Origin of the sequence: Polynucleobacter sp. MWH-UH24A (genome assembly GCF_018687475.1) — a bacterium.
In the GTDB taxonomy this organism is placed as follows: Bacteria; Pseudomonadota; Gammaproteobacteria; order Burkholderiales; family Burkholderiaceae; genus Polynucleobacter.
The window spans coordinates 96,337-116,161 of record NZ_CP061292.1 but is presented as its reverse complement, the minus strand read 5'-3'; the positions used below and the strand labels follow the sequence as shown (position 1 = coordinate 116,161).

The 19,825-nt window shown below is 39.4% G+C and carries 22 protein-coding genes and 1 tRNA gene; 1 reads left to right on the top strand and 22 read right to left on the bottom strand.

Features of this window, described 5'->3' with window-relative positions:
- Window positions 1-5: 5 nt before the first annotated feature.
- From ICV32_RS00665 to petA, 10 genes are all read right to left on the bottom strand, one after another.
- Window positions 6-81: transfer RNA gene (locus tag ICV32_RS00665), tRNA-Thr, on the bottom strand.
- Entirely contained in the window at window positions 81-866 is a 786-nt protein-coding gene (locus ICV32_RS00660) for a glycosyltransferase family 2 protein (protein ID WP_215370963.1), read from the bottom strand. The genes ICV32_RS00665 and ICV32_RS00660 overlap by 1 nt, the downstream gene beginning before the upstream one ends.
- A gap of 1 nt (window position 867) precedes the next feature.
- Window positions 868-1,545 (bottom strand): glycosyltransferase, encoded by a 678-nt coding sequence (locus ICV32_RS00655; protein WP_251371874.1) that lies wholly within the window; start codon window positions 1,543-1,545, stop codon window positions 868-870.
- On the bottom strand, window positions 1,542-3,311 hold the full coding sequence (locus ICV32_RS00650) for a CDC27 family protein (RefSeq protein ID WP_215370961.1): 1,770 nt from the start codon (window positions 3,309-3,311) through the stop codon (window positions 1,542-1,544). The genes ICV32_RS00655 and ICV32_RS00650 overlap by 4 nt, the downstream gene beginning before the upstream one ends.
- Window positions 3,308-4,786, bottom strand: a complete 1,479-nt coding sequence (locus ICV32_RS00645; protein WP_215370958.1) for a tetratricopeptide repeat protein — start codon at window positions 4,784-4,786, stop codon at window positions 3,308-3,310. Before ICV32_RS00645 ends, ICV32_RS00650 begins: the two co-directional genes overlap by 4 nt.
- Window positions 4,783-5,169 carry a ClpXP protease specificity-enhancing factor gene (locus ICV32_RS00640; protein ID WP_215370956.1) on the bottom strand — a complete coding sequence of 129 codons (387 nt, stop codon included), beginning with the start codon at window positions 5,167-5,169 and terminating at the stop codon, window positions 4,783-4,785. Before ICV32_RS00640 ends, ICV32_RS00645 begins: the two co-directional genes overlap by 4 nt.
- 35 nt (window positions 5,170-5,204) lie before the next feature.
- Window positions 5,205-5,816, bottom strand: a complete 612-nt coding sequence (locus ICV32_RS00635; RefSeq protein ID WP_108507650.1) for a glutathione S-transferase N-terminal domain-containing protein — start codon at window positions 5,814-5,816, stop codon at window positions 5,205-5,207.
- Window positions 5,817-5,864: 48 nt separating this feature from the next.
- Entirely contained in the window at window positions 5,865-6,572 is a 708-nt protein-coding gene (locus ICV32_RS00630) for a cytochrome c1 (protein ID WP_251371947.1), read from the bottom strand.
- A gap of 100 nt (window positions 6,573-6,672) precedes the next feature.
- Complete coding sequence (locus ICV32_RS00625) at window positions 6,673-8,073, bottom strand: cytochrome bc complex cytochrome b subunit (protein WP_215370953.1); 1,401 nt, start codon at window positions 8,071-8,073, stop codon at window positions 6,673-6,675.
- 42 nt (window positions 8,074-8,115) lie between these two features.
- Window positions 8,116-8,718 carry a ubiquinol-cytochrome c reductase iron-sulfur subunit gene (gene petA / locus ICV32_RS00620; protein WP_215370951.1) on the bottom strand — a complete coding sequence of 201 codons (603 nt, stop codon included), beginning with the start codon at window positions 8,716-8,718 and terminating at the stop codon, window positions 8,116-8,118.
- Window positions 8,719-8,872: 154 nt separating this feature from the next.
- On the opposite strand from petA, the gene mscL reads away from it, so the two are divergent.
- Window positions 8,873-9,304 (top strand): large conductance mechanosensitive channel protein MscL, encoded by a 432-nt coding sequence (mscL, locus tag ICV32_RS00615; protein WP_215372439.1) that lies wholly within the window; start codon window positions 8,873-8,875, stop codon window positions 9,302-9,304.
- Here the strand turns inward: mscL and ICV32_RS00610 are convergent.
- From ICV32_RS00610 to hisA, 12 genes are all read right to left on the bottom strand, one after another.
- Complete coding sequence (locus ICV32_RS00610) at window positions 9,284-10,120, bottom strand: hypothetical protein (RefSeq protein ID WP_215370948.1); 837 nt, start codon at window positions 10,118-10,120, stop codon at window positions 9,284-9,286. The two genes, mscL and ICV32_RS00610, sit on opposite strands and share 21 nt — an antisense overlap.
- Window positions 10,104-11,969, bottom strand: coding sequence for a tetratricopeptide repeat protein (locus ICV32_RS00605; protein WP_215370945.1), 1,866 nt, complete (start codon window positions 11,967-11,969; stop codon window positions 10,104-10,106). The genes ICV32_RS00610 and ICV32_RS00605 overlap by 17 nt, the downstream gene beginning before the upstream one ends.
- Window positions 11,966-14,038, bottom strand: coding sequence for a tetratricopeptide repeat protein (locus ICV32_RS00600; RefSeq protein ID WP_215370942.1), 2,073 nt, complete (start codon window positions 14,036-14,038; stop codon window positions 11,966-11,968). The genes ICV32_RS00605 and ICV32_RS00600 overlap by 4 nt, the downstream gene beginning before the upstream one ends.
- A gap of 84 nt (window positions 14,039-14,122) precedes the next feature.
- On the bottom strand, window positions 14,123-15,286 hold the full coding sequence (locus ICV32_RS00595) for a porin (protein ID WP_215370939.1): 1,164 nt from the start codon (window positions 15,284-15,286) through the stop codon (window positions 14,123-14,125).
- Between the two features lie 170 nt (window positions 15,287-15,456).
- Window positions 15,457-16,248 carry a twin-arginine translocase subunit TatC gene (gene tatC / locus ICV32_RS00590; protein ID WP_215370936.1) on the bottom strand — a complete coding sequence of 264 codons (792 nt, stop codon included), beginning with the start codon at window positions 16,246-16,248 and terminating at the stop codon, window positions 15,457-15,459.
- 52 nt (window positions 16,249-16,300) lie between these two features.
- Complete coding sequence (gene tatB / locus ICV32_RS00585; protein WP_215370933.1) at window positions 16,301-16,789, bottom strand: Sec-independent protein translocase protein TatB; 489 nt, start codon at window positions 16,787-16,789, stop codon at window positions 16,301-16,303.
- Between the two features lie 46 nt (window positions 16,790-16,835).
- Window positions 16,836-17,066, bottom strand: coding sequence for a Sec-independent protein translocase subunit TatA (gene tatA / locus ICV32_RS00580; RefSeq protein WP_215370930.1), 231 nt, complete (start codon window positions 17,064-17,066; stop codon window positions 16,836-16,838).
- 17 nt (window positions 17,067-17,083) lie between these two features.
- Complete coding sequence (locus ICV32_RS00575) at window positions 17,084-17,449, bottom strand: histidine triad nucleotide-binding protein (protein ID WP_215370927.1); 366 nt, start codon at window positions 17,447-17,449, stop codon at window positions 17,084-17,086.
- A gap of 54 nt (window positions 17,450-17,503) precedes the next feature.
- On the bottom strand, window positions 17,504-17,890 hold the full coding sequence (locus tag ICV32_RS00570; protein ID WP_215370924.1) for a phosphoribosyl-ATP diphosphatase: 387 nt from the start codon (window positions 17,888-17,890) through the stop codon (window positions 17,504-17,506).
- Complete coding sequence (hisI, locus tag ICV32_RS00565; protein ID WP_215370921.1) at window positions 17,887-18,288, bottom strand: phosphoribosyl-AMP cyclohydrolase; 402 nt, start codon at window positions 18,286-18,288, stop codon at window positions 17,887-17,889. The genes ICV32_RS00570 and hisI overlap by 4 nt, the downstream gene beginning before the upstream one ends.
- 5 nt (window positions 18,289-18,293) lie before the next feature.
- Window positions 18,294-19,052 carry an imidazole glycerol phosphate synthase subunit HisF gene (hisF, locus tag ICV32_RS00560; protein WP_215370918.1) on the bottom strand — a complete coding sequence of 253 codons (759 nt, stop codon included), beginning with the start codon at window positions 19,050-19,052 and terminating at the stop codon, window positions 18,294-18,296.
- Between the two features lie 7 nt (window positions 19,053-19,059).
- Window positions 19,060-19,806, bottom strand: coding sequence for a 1-(5-phosphoribosyl)-5-[(5-phosphoribosylamino)methylideneamino]imidazole-4-carboxamide isomerase (hisA, locus tag ICV32_RS00555; RefSeq protein ID WP_215370915.1), 747 nt, complete (start codon window positions 19,804-19,806; stop codon window positions 19,060-19,062).
- Between the last annotated feature and the right edge of the window lie 19 nt (window positions 19,807-19,825).

The window sequence follows — 19,825 nt, the reverse complement described above, 5'->3', positions numbered from 1 at the left end:
AAAATTGGTGCCCCATGTCCGACTCGAACAGACCACCTACTGATTACAAATCAGTTGCTCTACCAGATGAGCTAATGGGGCTATCGCTTCATTTTAGTACTTTTTTTAATTGTACTCAATTCATTTAAATAAATTTTTAAACACTCATCTACATATTGATTTGTAAGGTGGCGGCCCTCAATTGCAAGCGACCTATATAGATCGCCATTTATCCATTTTTTTGTAAAGTAAATTGCGTCATTAATTTTAATCATTGTTAACTCATTATTTTCAGCATCTTTAGATCCAGACAGATCATGCTGTACAAATGCTTTCTTTGATACTAATAATTTCCAACCGCGTGACCGAGCTGTGAATGAATAATCCGCATCAGAACAAATAAACTGCATATTTTTATCCAGCAAGCCAATCTCTCTTACCATTTGCTTTCTTAAAAGCATTGCTGCACCATTCACCCAAAACGTTTCCAATTCATTTGTCGCAGAATTATCAGTGAAAATTTGATGATTCCCTAATGGAAATGCCTCTAAACCTCCAGACCATACTATATTTCCATTTTCAGAAATTTGGATTGGGGCGGATATCCCGCATTCTTGATTTCTTATCATTGAATTGACTAATTCTTCTACGGTGTTTTGCTCTAAATATGCGTCTTGATTTAGTACTAAAATATATTCTATTTCTCGGTCTTCTACAAAAGTTTGTATACCTTCATTTACTGCTGATGTGAAATAAGTATTAATTTCTGAATTATCTTTTACATAAATTTTTATATTGTTAATAGTTTGTTGTCTTATTAATTCTAGGCATTTTTCTAATTGCTTTCTTTGTTTATAAAATGGAATTACTACTCCTATCGAACCCATTCTATTTCTCCATTCCTTCTATTGTTTTTTGATATTGATTAATCCATTTTTCGGACATTTCTGTATCTCTAAACTCAAAAAAACATGGCGTTCCCAATGTATAGTGAATTAATTTTGCACTCTCACTGTCCGGATACTCAATGGCTAACCAATTCCAATCTTTATTCAACTCACCTATTTCATCGTCATCTAGCCAACTAAATCTGTGTAAGTATGACCCTGGTTGTGATTGAATAAATTGTGGCATTAATATTCTATTTTTTGGATGCTCACAATTCCATAAAATTAAACTTGACCAGTTTTTTCTAGGGTAATCTTCATTTTTATTTCCAAGATATTTTATATTCCTTTTTGTTTTGTAATTATGTTTTACAACCTGTACAGCTTTCGTTGGATCTCTTTTTTCCCATAATTCTTTGATATCTACGTTACAAATCATGTCACCGTCAGCAAAAATTGCCCATCCAGTAAATTTTTTCAAATAGGGAGTTAAAAATCTTGAATATATAAATTTATTACTTCCATCTTTATGTGTTTCTTTGTATTCAGATAAGGTGTTTTCGGCTAGCGGTAAAAATTCACATGGTAATGATGCTTTTTCTATAATACTTTGACAAAATACATGGTAAGCAACAGCTTCTTTCTGATCAAAACCAACCACGATGCTAATGATATTCATTTTTTCTGCTCCAAACTAATATTATTTGCTACATCCTGTATCACCTCTAGCCAATCATCCATCTTTAATTGCTCGTTTACAGTGACACTCGGGTACCATAAACTTTTTTTGTTTTCGTGATGCCAATACCAAAATCGACCCTTGCTGAATGGCAACAGAAGGATTACTTGTTTACCGATTGCACCTGCCAAGTGTGCCGTTGTATTACTAGTTGTTATTATCAAATCGCAACACATAATTAATGCTGCCAATCCATCAATATCATTAAAATTATCTATGGAATTCATTTTTTCGATATTGATACCATATTCCTTTCTTAATTGCTCACGTTCTGTGGTTGTATCTGTATATTGCAAGTCTATAAACTTAGTATTTGACACAGTCAAAATTGGCAATAATTCAGAAAGTTGAATGCTTTTAAACGATCCGATTTTTTCGTTTTTGCTTAGCCAGGATAATCCTACTAGCTTAACGCTAGGTTGGACTAATTTCTTCTTTAGCAATTGATATTTCTCATCACAAACAGTCAAATAAGGATACTTGACTGTCTCAAAATCTTTTTTTTCCCTCCTAAAAAATTGTCCTAAGCTACCGATAGGAATATGGGCATCATAATTTTCCTCGGATACTATAAAATTTTTATCGAAAAACTCTATATTAGGAAACGAACGGCGAAATAAAATTAATAATTTTTGATCAACTCCAACGGTTAAAGTCTGAACTGATGCCCTTAATTCATGAAACATACTGGCATACAGTATTTGATCGCCAAGGCCTTGTTCTGCCCAAACATATAACCGCACAGCAAAATCTTTGCCATTCCAAATTGGTTTGCTTGTTGTTATTGGGGCACTATTAAATTCTCTCGTTTTCCATCGCCACTCATATTGTTTCCAGCCTTCTAAAAAATTCATTTCAGCCAAATAGATGTGGGCTAGATTGTAATTAATCTGAACAGAATCTTTATGAATTGATAATGCTTGTAAATTTATCTTTTTTGCTTCTTCAGATTTTCCTAAAATTGATTTTAAATATGACTTATTAATTAATGCATCTGCAAAATTATTATTTATCTTTAAAGCACTCTCAAAATAATCTAAAGCAAGCTCGTAATATTTTAAATCAATTAATGTACTGCCAGCATTCGACCATGCTGCTGCCGAATTTGGAAATAACTTTAATGATTTTTCATGGCAATTAAGAGCCCAGTTATGCTTTCCTATATGATTTAAGGCATTACCTAAGTTTGTCCAACATACTGGATAGGTATCATCGATTCTGAGTGACTTGATTAAAAATTTGATTGCTCTTCTATCTTGATTAGTTTCGATTTTGACATTACCCAAATTACACCAAGCAATATTATTTAAATTATTTTGTTTGATTGATTTTAATAAGATATTTTCTGCATCTATAAATAATTTCAATTCTGCATAACAAGTTGCGATTTCAACCAATACTTTGTCATTAAATTCATAATTCTTAATTTTTTTAAATGATTCAATTGCCTCATTAAATTGATTATTCTTTTTTTGAGAAATAGCTAAATTAATTCTATAATCAATATTGGTAGGATTTAGATCACATAGTTTTTTAAAGTTTTTAATTGCTTCATAATAATTTTCTTTTTTTGCTAATGTTAATGAATATATTAAAAGTGCATTTAAGTTTTTTGGGTCATCTTTAAGTATTTTTTTTCCTAAGATTAATGCGGAATCAAGCAAGTTTGATTCAAAATATTGGAGTAATTGATTATCTAGTTTCATTGTTCAGATTTAATATTATTTGCTACATCCTGTATCACCTCTAGCCAATCATCCATCTTTAATTGCTCGTTTACAGTGACACTCGGGTACCATAAACTTTTTTTGTTTTCGTGATGCCAATACCAAAATCGACCCTTGCTGAATGGCAACAGAAGGATTACTTGTTTACCGATTGCACCTGCCAAGTGTGCCGTTGTATTACTAGTTGTTATTATCAAATCGCAACACATAATTAATGCTGCCAATCCATCAATATCATTAAAATTATCTATGGAATTCATTTTTTCGATATTGATACCATATTCCTTTCTTAATTGCTCACGTTCTGTGGTTGTATCTGTATATTGCAAGTCTATAAACTTAGTATTTGACACAGTCAAAATTGGCAATAATTCAGAAAGTTGAATGCTTTTAAACGATCCGATTTTTTCGTTTTTGCTTAGCCAGGATAATCCTACTAGCTTAACGCTAGGTTGGACTAATTTCTTCTTTAGCAATTGATATTTCTCATCACAAACAGTCAAATAAGGATACTTGACTGTCTCAAAATCTTTTTTTTCCCTCCTAAAAAATTGTCCTAAGCTACCGATAGGAATATGGGCATCATAATTTTCCTCGGATACTATAAAATTTTTATCGAAAAACTCTATATTAGGAAACGAACGGCGAAATAAAATTAATAATTTTTGATCAACTCCAACGGTTAAAGTCTGAACTGATGCCCTTAATTCATGAAACATACTGGCATACAGTATTTGATCGCCAAGGCCTTGTTCTGCCCAAACATATAACCGCACAGCAAAATCTTTGCCATTCCAAATTGGTTTGCTTGTTGTTATTGGGGCACTATTAAATTCTCTCGTTTTCCATCGCCACTCATATTGTTTCCAGCCTTCTAAAAAATTCATTTCAGCCAAATAGATGTGGGCTAGATTGTGATTTGCTTCTGAATATCCACTATTTATTTGCAGTGCATTTAAATAGTCCTCAAGAGCTAAACTATAATTTCCACTGTCAGCATTACTAATTCCTCTATTTGATAATGCTTCTATATTGTTTGGACTTATGTTTAATATTTCTGTAAACATTTCTATTGCCTGGCTCATATTTCCAAGTCTTCTAAAAGCAATCCCCAGAAGCATTTTTATGTTGCTATTTTCACTTTTCTGACTATCTATTTTTTTTAGTATTTGGATTGCTTTTTGATATTCTTTTATCTCTATGTGAGCTGCTGCTTTATTAATGGTTGGCTCTATAAAATTTTTATCAATTTTTGTTGCTTTTTCGAATGATTTAATTGCCTCATTAAAATCTTTTTCTAATGCATATGTGATTCCCATAAGATTATGCATATCAGAATTTTTATAATCTAATGCTAAATATTTTTTTATAATTTTTTTTGCATTTTTTATTTCGCCTTTTTGAATTAAATCTCTTATTGAGCAAATTGCTATTTCATTATATTCGCGCATCATTTTATTAATTTTAGGTTTGGTTTTTTATTTTCCTTGTGTACTGATTTTATTTTGAATGCTTCCTTTTCATCGAAATGAAATGACATTCCTTGTCCATTTTCTCTGGCATATATTGCTAGTACATGCGTAATTGGCACCAAGACTTTTTTCGGCACACCACTAAACCTAGCCTGAAAACTAATCCAATCATTCTCAATGTGTAACTGATAGCAAGCTTCTGATGAGATATTAAGAACAATCTCATTATTTTTTACAAACTCTATGGGTACCTCAACCCGTTCGTCAACAAAAACGGCTACGAACGGCGTAAAACCAAAATCCGTACACCACTGATGCAGTGCACGGATGAGATACGGTTTGGTACTTGGGGTTTCGCTAGCCATAATTCTATTTTAAGCCAGCAGAGAAGTTGCTTCGATTAACGACGCATCACCTTTTCTGAAGGTGTCAATGCCTCAATATAAGCAGGGCGACTGAAAATGCGCTCGGCATATTTCAGGAGTGGAGCAGCGTTTCTGGAAAGATCGATACCGTAATGCTCTAAACGCCACAACAGAGGGGCAATTGCCACATCCAACATCGAGAACTCATCGCCCAACATATATTTGTTCTTCACAAATACCGGGGCTAATTGAGTCAAACGATCCCGAATTGCTATACGTGCTTTCTCATGGAGTTTTTCGGCACTTTTACCCTTTTCGTTCTCAAGTGCGCTAACGTGAACAAAGAGCTCTTTCTCAAAATTAAAAAGAAATAAGCGTGCACGGGCACGAGCTACTGGATCGGGCGGCATTAACTGTGGATGCGGAAAACGCTCATCAATGTACTCATTAATGATGTTGGACTCATACAAAATCAGATCACGTTCAACCAAAATAGGAACCTGACCATAGGGATTCATGACCGAGATATCTTCGGGTTTATTGAAGAGATCCACATCACGAATCTCAAAATCCATGCCCTTCTCAAAGAGAACTAGGCGGCAGCGTTGTGAGAATGGGCAATTCGTACCCGAGTACAACACCATCATAAGCAAGTATCCTTCAAATCAAATAATCAAAATACGCCAAGCTGTTACTTAGCGAATGTCTTTCCAATATGCCTTATTCAGACGCCATGCAATCAAGGTAAAGATCGCAAGAAATAGAAGGACAACAACACCAATTCGCTTACGTTGTAACTGGGTAGGCTCAGCCATCCAGGACATAAATGAAACAAGGTCCGCAATATTATCATCATATTCTTGGGGTTTCATTAATCCAGGGCTAACCTGCTCAAAACCTTTGAAGACCTTCGTACTTTTACTTGGATCCTTTGAGTCTTTAACGTTATCAAATTTGGCGATGCGCTCGCCTTGTAATTCCCACAAAACATGGGGCATACCTACATTAGGGTAGACAAGGTTATTCCACCCAGTTGGGCTCTCTTCGTCTTTGTAGTAAGTACGGAAATAGGTATACAGCCAATCGGTACCACGAGCACGAGCCTCCACAGATAAATCAGGAGGAACTTTGCCAAACCATGCTTTTGCATCCTTAGGTGACATAGCAATCGTCATCAGATCGCCGACTTTTTGATCACCCAAGATCAAGTTATCTTTAATCTGTTGATCGTTTAAGCCAATATCGCGCAGACGGTTGTAACGCAAGTTAACTGCGGAATGGCAACCTAAACAGTAATTGACAAAAATCTTGGCACCATTTTGCAAGGAAGCATTGTTGTTTACGCGATTGGGCGCGCTATCGAGGGGAAAATCACCGCCAGCAGCAAATACAGCGCTAAGCATAAAACAACCCAAGCCCACAGCAATGAACTTCTTAAATGCGCCGATCATATAAAGAGAATTGTTCATCTGGATTCCTAATATCTTCTATTGTTTTTATGGATTAGTGCGCCTCAAAAGTCACGCGATCGGGCACGGGCTTGAAGGTGCCCATCTTGCTCCACCAGGGCATAGCAAAGAAGAATGCCAAGTAGTAAATCGTGCAGATCTGCGAGATCTTCTCAAAGAGAGGTGAAGGTGGCTTGATGCCGAGGTAACCCAAGATCACAAAGCTAACAATGAAGGTGCCGTAAATGTATTTATGAAAATCAGGGCGATACCGAATCGAGCGCACGGGGGATTTATCAAGCCAAGGCAAGAAAAACAGAATCACGACCGTGCCGCCCATAATGACCACGCCCCAGAACTTGGCATCAAAGATGTAGAAGCCAACCGCAAGGACTGCCAAAATACCAGCGCATACCGCTTTAACCCGAATGTCTTTATTGGTTTTGATGACCATTCCCAAAATCACCGCACACAAAATCCACAACGGAATTAAGAATGGGGTAGTCGTCGCGCGCAACATCGAATAAAACGGTGTGAAGTACCACACCGGGGCAATATGCGATGGCGTTTGTAGAGGGTCTGCTGGGATAAAGTTGTTCGCCTCTAAGAAGTAGCCGCCCATCTCGGGGGCAAAGAACACAATCGCGGCGAAGATCATGAGGAACACACCGAGACCCATGATGTCATGCACCGAATAGTATGGGTGGAACGGAATACCATCGACTGGCTTACCCGAAGCATCTAAGTTCTTCTTAATATCAATGCCGTCTGGGTTGTTGGAACCTACTTCATGCAAGGCAATGATGTGTGCAGCGACTAAACCGACCAAGACCAATGGCAAGGCGATCACATGTAAGGAGAAGAAGCGGTTTAAGGTGGCGTCTCCCACCACATAATCGCCACGCAGCCATAGGGCTAAGTCTGGACCAATCAAGGGAATGGCGGCAAAGAGATTAATAATCACCTGAGCACCCCAGTAGGACATTTGGCCCCAAGGTAAAAGATAACCCAAGAAAGCTTCAGCCATGAGCAACAAGAAAATCGTGCAACCAAAGATCCAAATGAGTTCACGCGGTTTTTGATAGGAACCATAGATCAAGCCACGGAACATATGCAAGTAGACCACCACAAAAAACATCGAAGCGCCCGTGGAGTGCATATAGCGAATAAGCCAACCCCAAGGCACCTCGCGCATGATGTACTCCACCGAGTCAAATGCTTTCATGGCATCCGGTTTGTAGTTCATAACCAAGAAAATACCGGTCACAATCTGAATCACCAGCACCACAATGGCTAAAGAGCCAAAGAAGTACCAGAAGTTAAAGTTCTTTGGAGCATAGTACTCGCTCATATGCTCTTTAAATAGCTTACTCAATGGAAAGCGTGAATCCACCCAGGCCAGGCCCTTTTGGGCAACCGAGGCGTTATCAGGGACTTTAATTTCTTGGAATGCCATGGTTAGTTTCCTAAATCAGTAACTAATTATTAAACAGATAAATTACGACTTCTTATCTTCACCGATCAAAATCTTGGTGTCGCTCAAGTACATATGGGGGGGCACTTCTAAGTTATCTGGAGCTGGTTTGTTCTTATACACACGGCCGGCCAAATCAAATGTGGAGCCATGGCAGGGACATAAAAAACCGCCCGGCCAATCATTCGGTAATGATGGCTGAGGACCTGATTGTAATTTTGCTGTTGGTGAGCATCCCAAATGAGAACAAATACCAACTGCCACCAAATACTCTGGCTTGATCGAGCGGTGATCATTACGGGCATACGGAGGTGTCAGAGCAGCTGGGTCTCTCAAGGACTTGGGATCGGCCAACTCGCCGTCTAATTTGGGCAGTTGAGCCACTTGCTCTGGGGTACGGCGCAGAACCCAAACCGGCTTACCGCGCCACTCAACCGTACGAATTTCATCTGGCTTCATACCAGAGATATCAACCTCAACTGGGGCTCCAGCAGCTTTAGCGCGTTCTGAAGGTTGAAAACTGTCTAGAAATGGGTAGGCAACTGCTGCAGCACCGCAGCCACCTACAGCGGAGGTAGCTATTAGCCAAGTCCGGCGGTCTTTGTCCATTTTTGGGGTATCACTCATGTACGATCTATCCTTGTGCCTATGTCAAATAAGGGTTCTAAAGGGCGAATTGCAATAACCCTTTATTTTAAGGTAAAAAGCTAAATACACGTTTAATTTAGGTCAAAAATCATCTAACTCGCCGAAATATTAGGAGAAAACCGTGGCATCCAAAATGATGAAAGAATTTAGAGCCTTTGCGGTCCGGGGAAATGTGGTTGACCTCGCGGTCGGAATCATCATTGGGGGTGCCTTTGGAAAAATCGTTGATTCATTGGTAAATGACATTGTCATGCCCCTCATTTCCACCCTTTTAGGCGGCAGAATTGACTTTACCAACCTTTTTATTGTGTTGGGTAAGGCTCCTGAGAACATACCTCGCACATTTGATGCTCTCAAAAAGGCAGGTGTTCCCATCTTTGCTTATGGTAATTTCATCACCATTTCCATTAATTTCATTCTACTTGCATTTGTTATCTTCCAGATGGTCAAGATCATCAACAAAATTAGGGATGAAGAGCCAAAACCTACGCCACCAACACCGGAAGATATTGTTCTGCTAAGAGAAATAAGAGACGAACTAAAATTAAAGAAGATACTTTCTTAGTAAGTTTGGATGTAAACGCATAACTTTGGCTAAATCTTTTGGATAATAGTCAATCGGATGAAATGCCCATTCATGCGACTCGCGATTCAAATAATCAATGCCTAAATTAATAGCGTTCTCCAACTTCTCAATATTTTTAATTTCCTCTTTATTGAGCTCTTGATGAGCAAATGCCTCAATTTTTTCCTTTAGTTTATTTGCTCCACCCAGATTGGAGAAATGCCACCCAGCCCTATGAACTAAAGGTAATTTAGCCTCTTCTCTAATTTTTGATAATTTTCCCTGATTGCTTGATAAATTCCCTACTGTAGAAAAATAAGCAGAAACCCATGAGTTATTTGCCTTACCAACACCTCTACAATTCAACCAATAATAGTGAAATTGCATCTCAAGCCTAGCAATTTCTAAGGGTATTTTTTTTGATCTCAAAAGCTCGGCTAGATGCGGATTCCAAATTTCATCAACATCACAAATGATTGCAACATCATTGATTTCAAAATTTTTTATTTCTGAATACAAATAGTCTCTTTGCGCCCTCTCAACTTTCCAAGGTCCAGAATCAGGATCAAATGAGTCAATTTTTGAAAATGAAAAATTTTTTATATCTAAATCTAGATTTATTAGTTTAATCTTTTTTTTATATTTTTCAAACTCATCTAAGTTTTCCTTTAAATGAAAAGATTTTTTCTCTCCAGAATGCGTGTAATTTGCTTCACAAATTATAAAAGTATCAACAACTGGGTAAAGCAATTCAAGACGCATTTTTAATACTTCAACCTCATTAAAAAAAGTCACTGCATCAATAATTTTCATCATTTTTTTTGCTTAATCCATCTACTAGGGTATTAATTGAAGAATGCCAATCATCTACTGCTGGTTGTCTAATTAAGGTTGCCGTGGGATACCATGGTGTGTGCATTGTTTGCGTCATCCATCTCCACTCTGAAGACCATGGTAGTAGTATAAAAGTCCTCTTTGCAAGAGCCCCTGCCAAATGAGCTAACGAAGTATCAACCGAAATTACTGCATCCATATTTTGAATGATAGCGGCTGTATCTTCAAAATTTGATAAAAAATCCCCAAGGTATATATAATTTTTTTTGGTACTAATAAAGTTTAATAACTTCGCTTTTTGCTCTTCTGGAATTTTTTGAACAATATATACATTCATATCGTCCAACTTGTTGCCAAAATTCATTAAGTCAATCGACCTATTTACATTATTAATGTGATTCGGATTTCCAAAATATGCTAGTGCTACATTTTTTCTTACTCTATTAATTCCCAGACGGCTCTTCCACTCTATTACCTTCTCTTGATTTGCCTTTAGATATGGAACATTATTAGGGATTGAATCTGAATTTACTCTAAATAATTTCGGCAAACTTAAAAGTGGAATTTGATAGTCGAAATTGTCCTTGGATTTCTCAGAAACGACTTGTAAAGTCCCGAAAGAATGTTTTACTAATTCATATAATTCAGATTGAACATGAAATGTAATATTCTTACTATAATCGATAAGGAGGTTTATGAATCTACTAAATTGAATTGAATCGCCTAGGCCCTGCTCACACCATACAATAACTTTATCTGACTTCCTTATATCGCCTAATTTTTTTATACTCTTATATTCTGAATAATACTTATTAAAAACTTTATTTTTTAATCTGTATTCATATCCCGCCCAACCCTCCTCAAAATTTCCGAGAGTTAAATTTGTTAATCCCAAGTTCCAAGCCGCATCAGTTGATTTAGAATTAATTTTTAAGGCTTTCTTATAACTAATTATTGCATCTATGTAATTTTTTAACTCATGTTGACACATGCCAAGATTGATATAAGCATCTTCGAAATTTTTATTTTGCTCAATAGACCTCTTATATTCATTGATTGCTTCACTAAATTTCCTTTGTTTTTTTAAAGCATTCCCTAAATTAAAATAGAGGGTATTGCTTTTTTTATTGTTTTGAATTGCCTTTTTTATTATCTTAATTGCGAATTCGCATTTATTAATCTCGATTAAAACTGCGCTCATTCCACAAATTGCCTCTTCGCACTCCGGATCAATCCTAAGGGCTCTCTCATAACTTAGCTTTGCCTCTTCGTACCTTCCTGCCGCATAGTGGAGAAGTCCAATATTGTTATGAATTCTTAAGTCTTCGGGGTTTATTTCTTGTGCTTTATAGTAGCAATACATTGCTTGCTGTTCATCTTTTTGCTCTTGGTATAAATTACCTAAATTGAGATATGCTAAAAAATGATTGGGGTTTAGGGTAATTATCTTTTTATATTTTTCTTTTGCTTCATCAGTTTTTTTCTGGTCGCTCTGCAACACCGCATAATTGAGAAGCGCTTCAATATTTTCTTGATTAATTGCCAATGACTTGTTGTAAGCAGCTTCGGCATTAGAATAATCGCGTAAATGATATAGGACCAAGCCCAAATGATTCCAAGCATCGGACTGTGCTGGATTGATGCTAACCGCTTGCTGAATGAAGGTCTTGGCTTGCTCAAATTGAGTGAGTTCAGCATATAACAGACCTAAAAAATATAGCGCTTCAAAATGATTTGGATCGCTACTTAAGACAGACTCATATTTTCTTTTGGCAACGTCATAGTTACCATTTTGGTGCTCAAAAAATGCTTGCTGGAAGGCTTGATTCATTTATTGACATGTGCAATTACAAAATTTTCAAATTCACGAATTGGCTCTTCATCTAAAAATAGACAACTTGATTTAAATATTTTGCATTTAATTTTTTTGTAGAAGCTTTCATCTATAAGTAATTTTTGCACAATTTCTATATATTCTTTTTTACTGTTTGCACAAAGTTCGTCTAATCCCGCTCGCTTTAAAATCCCTGATGCCAAATTTTCACGTAATAGCGTTCCTTCGCTAGTTACTATCGGTGTACCAGCTTTCAAGGACGCGAGTGCAGTATTGAATCCTGAAAAGTAAATTGTATCTAAGCATAAATGACTGATTGATAAAATATAATTGAATTTTTTAATCGGTTGGTTTGGAATAAATTTTATTATTTCATTAAATTTATTTTCTGATATTTGTAGGTTTTTTATAAGTCTATCTTGAATTTTATTTGATACATATTTATCGCTTACAAAGAATATTATTTGAATATTATTTCCAATTTTTGCTATTTCCCGAATATATAAATCAAAATCCGGATGGTATTTTGGCTCTAATCCTGGACAAATAATTATTTTTTTATTAGTCTCTATTTTCAGCTCAGCTATATCAAAACACTGCTTAGGGAATTCGTCATTAAACAGGTATACACCCAAATTTTTTAACTTGATTAAATTTTCAGTATAGTTTTCCTGTGCCTCTCCGCTCTCCATTAATTCGGATGAGATATAGCTATCTATCGTTTCTATTCCTGTTGTTTCTGGGTGTCCCCACATCACACATTGTAAATTTGCCAATCGTCGTATTGCTAATTGTGTTGTTTCTTTATGCATCCCAAGTTCGGGATAAATTATTACGTCGGGATTTAGTTTAATGATTTTATTGATCCAAACATCCGTTGAATTTTTTTCTTTTATATAAATTGAAAATTTTTTGGCTATTTCTGTCTGATCATCTTCTTTTTCTCCAAGGTCAATGACATATATTTCAAACTTATCTTTGTCTAGTTTTTCTATAAAACCTCTTGTTATTGCATTCCAAACGGAATGGTTATAAAAATGACTTCCAATAAATATGACGTTTATTTTTTCTTTTGATTTTGTTTTCGTATGTTCAATTTTTCTTAAATTTTGAGTTCCAACTAATTTTCCCCATAATTTTCCGATTTTCCTATATAAATTAACTCTATTATCTTTTGTATATGCTAAGTAAAATGGTTGATTGACAGCAATTATTTTTTCATCGGGAACATTTTGTTTTTTTAATATTACATCTAAACTATTTTCAAATTTTTTAATTTGTTCATCGATCTGTAAACTATTTGTATAGAACTTTCGTAGAAAATTCATTGTTTTTACTAATTTATATTGAATATTTTCGGCATCAATTTTTTCAACTTCAGAATAGCAGTGTTCAGCAAGAGCATAATCAGTCATCTGATATGCAAGCTCTCCAAAGTTGTACCATGCCTCTTCGCACTCCGGATCAATCCTAAGGGCTCTCTCATAACTTAGCTTTGCCTCTTCGTACCTTCCTGCCGCATAGTGGAGAAGTCCAATATTGTTATGAATTCTTAAGTCTTCGGGGTTTATTTCTTGTGCTTTATAGTAGCAATACATTGCTTGCTGTTCATCTTTTTGCTCTTGGTATAAATTACCTAAATTGAGATATGCTAAAAAATGATTGGGGTTTAGGGTAATTATCTTTTTATATTTTTCTTTTGCTTCATCAGTTTTTTTCTGGTCGCTCTGCAACACCGCATAATTGAGAAGCGCTTCAATATTTTCTTGATTAATTGCCAATGACTTGTTGTAAGCAGCTTCGGCATTAGAATAATCGCGTAAATGATATAGGACCAAGCCCAAATGATTCCAAGCATCGGACTGTGCTGGATTGATGCTAACCGCTTGCTGAATGAAGGTCTTGGCTTGCTCAAATTGAGTGAGTTCAGCATATAACAGACCTAAAAAATATAGCGCTTCAAAATGATTTGGATCGCTACTTAAGACAGACTCATATTTTCTTTTGGCAACGTCATAGTTACCATTTTGGTGCTCAAAAAATGCTTGCTGGAAGGCTTGATTCATTTTGTGATAACAATAAAAAAACTCGCTATGTTTCCATAGCGAGTTTAAGGTACTTTTTTAATCTAAAAGTTGTAACTTATATGATTAGAAAGTATGGCGAACACCTAAAGCATACGAGTTTTGGCTTGCACCAGCCCCCGAGGAAACCGAGGTACTTGATGTTTGTGAGCTACCAAAAATTGCATACATATTGGTGCGCTTACTTAGCCAGTAATTAGATCCAACCTGATAGGCTGTGAAATTTGCTGTTGGTTGACTTGCGCCGTACGACTGCCAACGACCATTACCCATACTTGCCCAGTATTCAATAGTTTTAGTTGCAAAACCTCTCACACCGATTTGCTGCGCTGTACGGCTTAAGAAATTAGTTGAATTCAATGTGCTCGAATCTTTGCGATTAATATAGCCTGCATATGCTTTCAAGATTCCAAAATCATATGTAGCGCCAACATAATACTGATTGCTTGTTGCGTTAACCATTGATGTCAATAATGTAGCAACTGTTGTCGATGTGATTGTGGATGATTCATTTTTCAAATTTTGAAATACAGCTGTGGCATAGAGCTTGCCGAGTGTGTAATCTAGACCTGCGCCCCATGTAGTTGTATTACTTTTACCCGACGTTGTTGTTGCTGATGAAACTGTTCTGTCAGCGTTATTCATTCCGTATTGTGCAGTTACGCGAATGCCAGCCATTCTTTCTGACTGCAATTGAAGAACGTTATTAGTACGTACGGTATATGCAATTCCGCTATCCTGTCCAGAGGTTGAAGATGCATTGGTTCCGCCTGAATGAGGATAAATTACGCTACCCACCATATTATTTTGTTGACCTGGATCGGTTGCTCCAACTTGGCTATGGACGATGGTGTATTGCGTTCCGATTGAGAAATTACCTAAACCTTTTTTCGCTAAACCAGCAAATGCTTGGCGAGTATTGCCCAAAACGGTAGTGGTTGAAGTTGGATTAAGGTCCACTTCAACAGTGAAAAAGGCACTGTCTCCACCACCTAAATCTTCAGTTCCACGAAAACCTAATCTGCTGGACTGTTCCGCACTTGTTGTGAATGCGCTATAAGTCTGTCTTTGATTAGGTCCTGTTGAGGTAATTGTGCTAGAAGTAAGATTTCTTGTATTTCCACCTGCCCAACCCGCATCAATGATGCCGTAAACAGTCACGCTTGACTGAGCTTGTGCAGCACCAGCAAAAGCAGTCGCAGCAGCGATTGCAAATAATGATTTTTTCATTGTTTAAATCTCCATAAATTAAGAAATGCCTGAATTTCTTCAGGACCTTTGAATTATCCCGTTTTTGTATGTAAATACTGCCTTTTGAGGCTTTTTTGTGGCTATTCGTTGTATTGGTGCAACAGCGATTTCTCATTGATTTAATCTTTATAAATCAAAATGTTATGAATTTATTCTGATTTTTCTTCTTCAGATTGCGTTTTGGGTAGGTAGAAACGAGCAATCAAAAGCCCAAGTTCGTAGAGAAGGCACATTGGAATGGCCAGTAAGAGCTGAGATAAGACATCTGGCGGCGTCACAACAGCAGCGATCACAAACGCTCCGACGATCACATAAGGCCTGATTTCCCTTAATTTTTCGATGCTAACAATCCCCATTTTAACCAACACTACCACCACGACCGGTACCTCAAAGGTGATGCCAAAGGCCAAAAAGGTCGACATGGCAAAACTAAGGTACTTATCAATGTCAGTTGACATATCCGCACCCAAGGGGGCGTTGTAGCTCGCCATGAACTGAAAAACGGTCGGAAAGACTAGGAAATAGGCAAAGGACATGCCTACTAGAAATAGTGAGTAACTACTAACTACTAATGGGAGGACCAATTTTCTCTCATGCGTATAAAGCCCCGGGGCAATAAATGCCCACATTTGATAAAGAACAATCGGTAGCGCAATTAAGAATGCCACCAACATGGTGACCTTCATGGGAACAAAAAAGGATCCGGTCACATCGGTCACGATCATCTTGCCGCCGGCGGGGAGCGAGTCTAAAAGTGGCTTGGCAAACAAATGAAAAATGTCTGGGGCCCAATAAACTAGGGAAACAAACACAATAATGACCGCGATCGCTGATTTAACCACCCGATCGCGCAACTCAAAAAGGTGGGACATGAAGGTTTCTTGAAAACCCTCACCCCCTTTTGAAGTTTCCTCGCTCTGACCTGGTTTGGTATCGGACATCGTATTTGTTCTTGGTTCTTTATTGGTGAGGATCTATTGATTAATGATGCTTTTACTTGCTCAAAGCGGGCCGCTTAAAGCGCTTCACACGTGCCGCACCTGATTGAACTCGAGTGCGCACACCAGCTGAGTTTTTATACCAAAGGGGTTTAGCAGTGCGCTTCACACCCCAACTATCTCGCCCTTGTCGTAGCGCATCTCGATACACCTTCGTCACATCCGGGGAAGACTCTAGAATGGCGCTCGCGTAATCATCCTTGGGTTCAGCCTGATCGCTCAGATTAACGCTCGCTTCTTGCACGGTGGCATTGAGAGAGCTTTCCATTTCTTTCATGGCGTCCGCACTTGCCTCACGAAGCTTCTTGAACTCATCAAGCTCAATCTGACGATTGACCTCAGAGCGCACTTCCGCCATGTAGCGTTGGGCACGACCAAATAAGTTACCCGCCATGCGAGCCACTTTGGGTAAACGTTCGGGGCCCACTACGATCAAAGCCACCACCGCAATTAGGGCGAGCTTTGATACACCAAGATCAATCATCGATGCATCGCTAGTTTTTAGTTTTTGTGTCTGGTTTGATCAGGTCTTACGACTTGTTCACATCCTTGGCTTGCACATCGACGGTCTTATCGGCTGGGGCAGGGGTTTGCGACTGAATCTGCTCGGTCTTGGCTTCTTCATTCGTCTTCATGCCATCTTTGAAACCCTTTACGGCACCGCCTAGGTCGGAGCCAATATTGCGGAGTTTCTTGGTACCAAAGACCAACAAAATAATGACTAGTACGATTAACCAGTGCCAAATACTAAATGAGCCCATCTCAATTTCTCCTCGGATTATTTTTTCCAGGGGCGCGGTCCGCCCATCACATGCAAATGCAAGTGATAAACCTCCTGACCCCCATCCGCGCCATTGTTCACCATCACCCGAAATCCCCCCTCTTTACCGGGGCGACATCCTTCTTGGGAAGCTAAACGCGGGGCTAATTCCAACATTCTACCTAGCAATGGCGCGTCGTGGGCAGTCGCTGATTCCAACATCGGTAGGTGTTTCTTGGGAATCAGTAATAAATGCACTGGGGCAGCAGGATTAATGTCCTTAAACGCCAGGATTTCCTCGTCCTCATAGACCTTCTGGCAAGGGATTTCCCCGGCAACAATCTTGCAAAAAATGCAGTTTGGGTCATGGCTTGGGTGTTTCATAGGCTGGCATCTTACCTGAATTAACCCCAAAAACCAGCGAACTGGGGGTAAGCACTACGTTTTGCGACTCGCCTTCTCGGTAATCCCCGAAGTACCCTCGCGACGCTTGAGTTCAGCCAACACATCCTCGGGTCGTAAGTTAAAACAGGAGAGCGCCACCAGGCAATGAAACCACAAATCAGCCATCTCACCCACCAATAGCTGTTGAGATTTGGGATCGAGCTGATTCTGGCGGGAGTCCTTGGCCGCCATCACGGTCTCGGTGGCCTCCTCCCCAATCTTCTTCAAAATCGCATCGTCGCCCTTGGTAAATAGCTGGGCAATGTATGAACTTCCGGCATCGATCTTGCCACTCGCTAAATCAGCACGACGGCTATCGACCACATCGGCCAGATGCGCCAAGATGGAATCGAGGTTGGGGTTTTGGTTCGAGCTACTCATGGCTTCATTGTATCGACCCAATTACTCGCCACCGAGTCCCACTCATTAAAAAAGCAACTGTGTCTACCGGTATGGCAAGCAATTCCGTCTTTTTGATCCACGATTAGTAAAAGCGTATCGCCATCGCAATCCAACCGAATCTCTCGCACGGTTTGCGTGTGGCCAGACTCTTCACCCTTATGCCAAAGTTTGTTGCGCGAGCGCGACCAATACACCGCTTCACCCTTTTGCAAGGTTTGCATGAGAGATACTTGATTCATCCAAGCCATCATCAGCACATCACCCGATGAGGCTTCTTGAGCAATCACTGGCACTAAGCCCTGCTCATTCCAAACAATTCGATCAAGCCATGGGCCTGGTTCTAAACCCGATGTCTTTGTAAATTTAGCGTTGGTCATGATGATTAGAGTCTAATCGCAATTCCCTGCTTAGCCATATAGTGCTTTGCCTCTTGCACACTATGCTGCCCATAATGAAAGATGCTTGCTGCGAGTACCGCATCGGCTCTGCCAATCTGAATGCCATCAACGAGATCTTGTAAGCCACCCACACCACCAGACGCAATCACGGGCACTGATACCGCTCTGCTTACCGCAGCCGTGAGTTCCAGATCAAAGCCATCCTTAGTACCATCGCGATCCATGCTGGTGAGTAAAATCTCACCGGCGCCGCGCTTTGCAACTTCCTTGGCCCACTCAATCGCATCAATGCCAGTCCCTTTGCGCCCGCCGTGTGTAAATACCTCCCAGTGCTTAGGGGCGGTTTGCTTAGCATCAATCGCCACCACGATGCATTGCGAGCCATAATGCGCGGACGCATCCGAAACCAAATCCGGATTGGCGACCGCTGAGGAGTTCATGCTCACCTTATCGGCCCCAGCATTGAGTAAGCGGCGGACGTCTTGGGTGGCGCGAACTCCACCACCGACCGTCAAGGGAATAAATACCTTTGATGCCACCGCTTCAATGATGGGCAAAATCAGATCACGGTCATCCGATGTTGCGGTGATATCTAGAAAGGTAAGTTCATCAGCGCCTTGCTCGTTATAACGCTGCGCAACCCCCACCGGATCACCCGCGTCTTGCAAGCCAACAAAATTAATTCCTTTAACGACCCTGCCTGCAGTGACATCGAGGCAAGGAATAATGCGTTTCGTAAGCATCGTTTGCCTACTTGGCCTTACTGAGTTGATCGGCGTACTGTTGTGCCTCAGTTAAATCAATATCACCGTTGTAAATAGAGCGCCCTACGATTACACCCATGACACCCTCATCCTCGACCGCGCACAAGGCTTGAATATCTTTCTTGCTAGATAGACCACCACTCGCAATTACTGGAATACGAACCGATTGCGCAAGTTTGACGGTCGCCTCCAAATTAATACCCTTGAGCATGCCATCGCGCCCAATGTCGGTATAGATAATCGCCTCAGCACCGTAGTCCTCAAACTTCTTGGCAAGATCGATCACTTCATGGCCCGTTAACTTACTCCAACCATCGGTTGCGACCTTACCATCTTTGGCATCCAAACCCACCATGATGTGGCCCGCAAATGCGGTGCAGGCATCTTGTAAAAATCCGGGGTTCTTCACCGCAGCGGTGCCAATGATGATGGTGCTAATGCCATCATCGAGTAAGCGCTCGATGGTTTCTAGATCGCGGATACCGCCACCCAACTGCACCGGAATATCATCGCCCACTGCTTTGAGGATCGATTTGATTGCAGCCTCATTCTTGGGCTTACCAGCAAAGGCGCCATTGAGATCGACCAGATGCAAGCGGCGCGCACCTTTACTCAACCAGTGCTTGGCCATCGCGGCGGGATCTTCGGAAAACACGGTGCTTCGGTTCATATCACCTTGCTCAAGACGCACGCAGTGTCCGTCTTTAATATCAATCGCAGGTATTAACAACATAAGGTCATCTTGTTGAAAT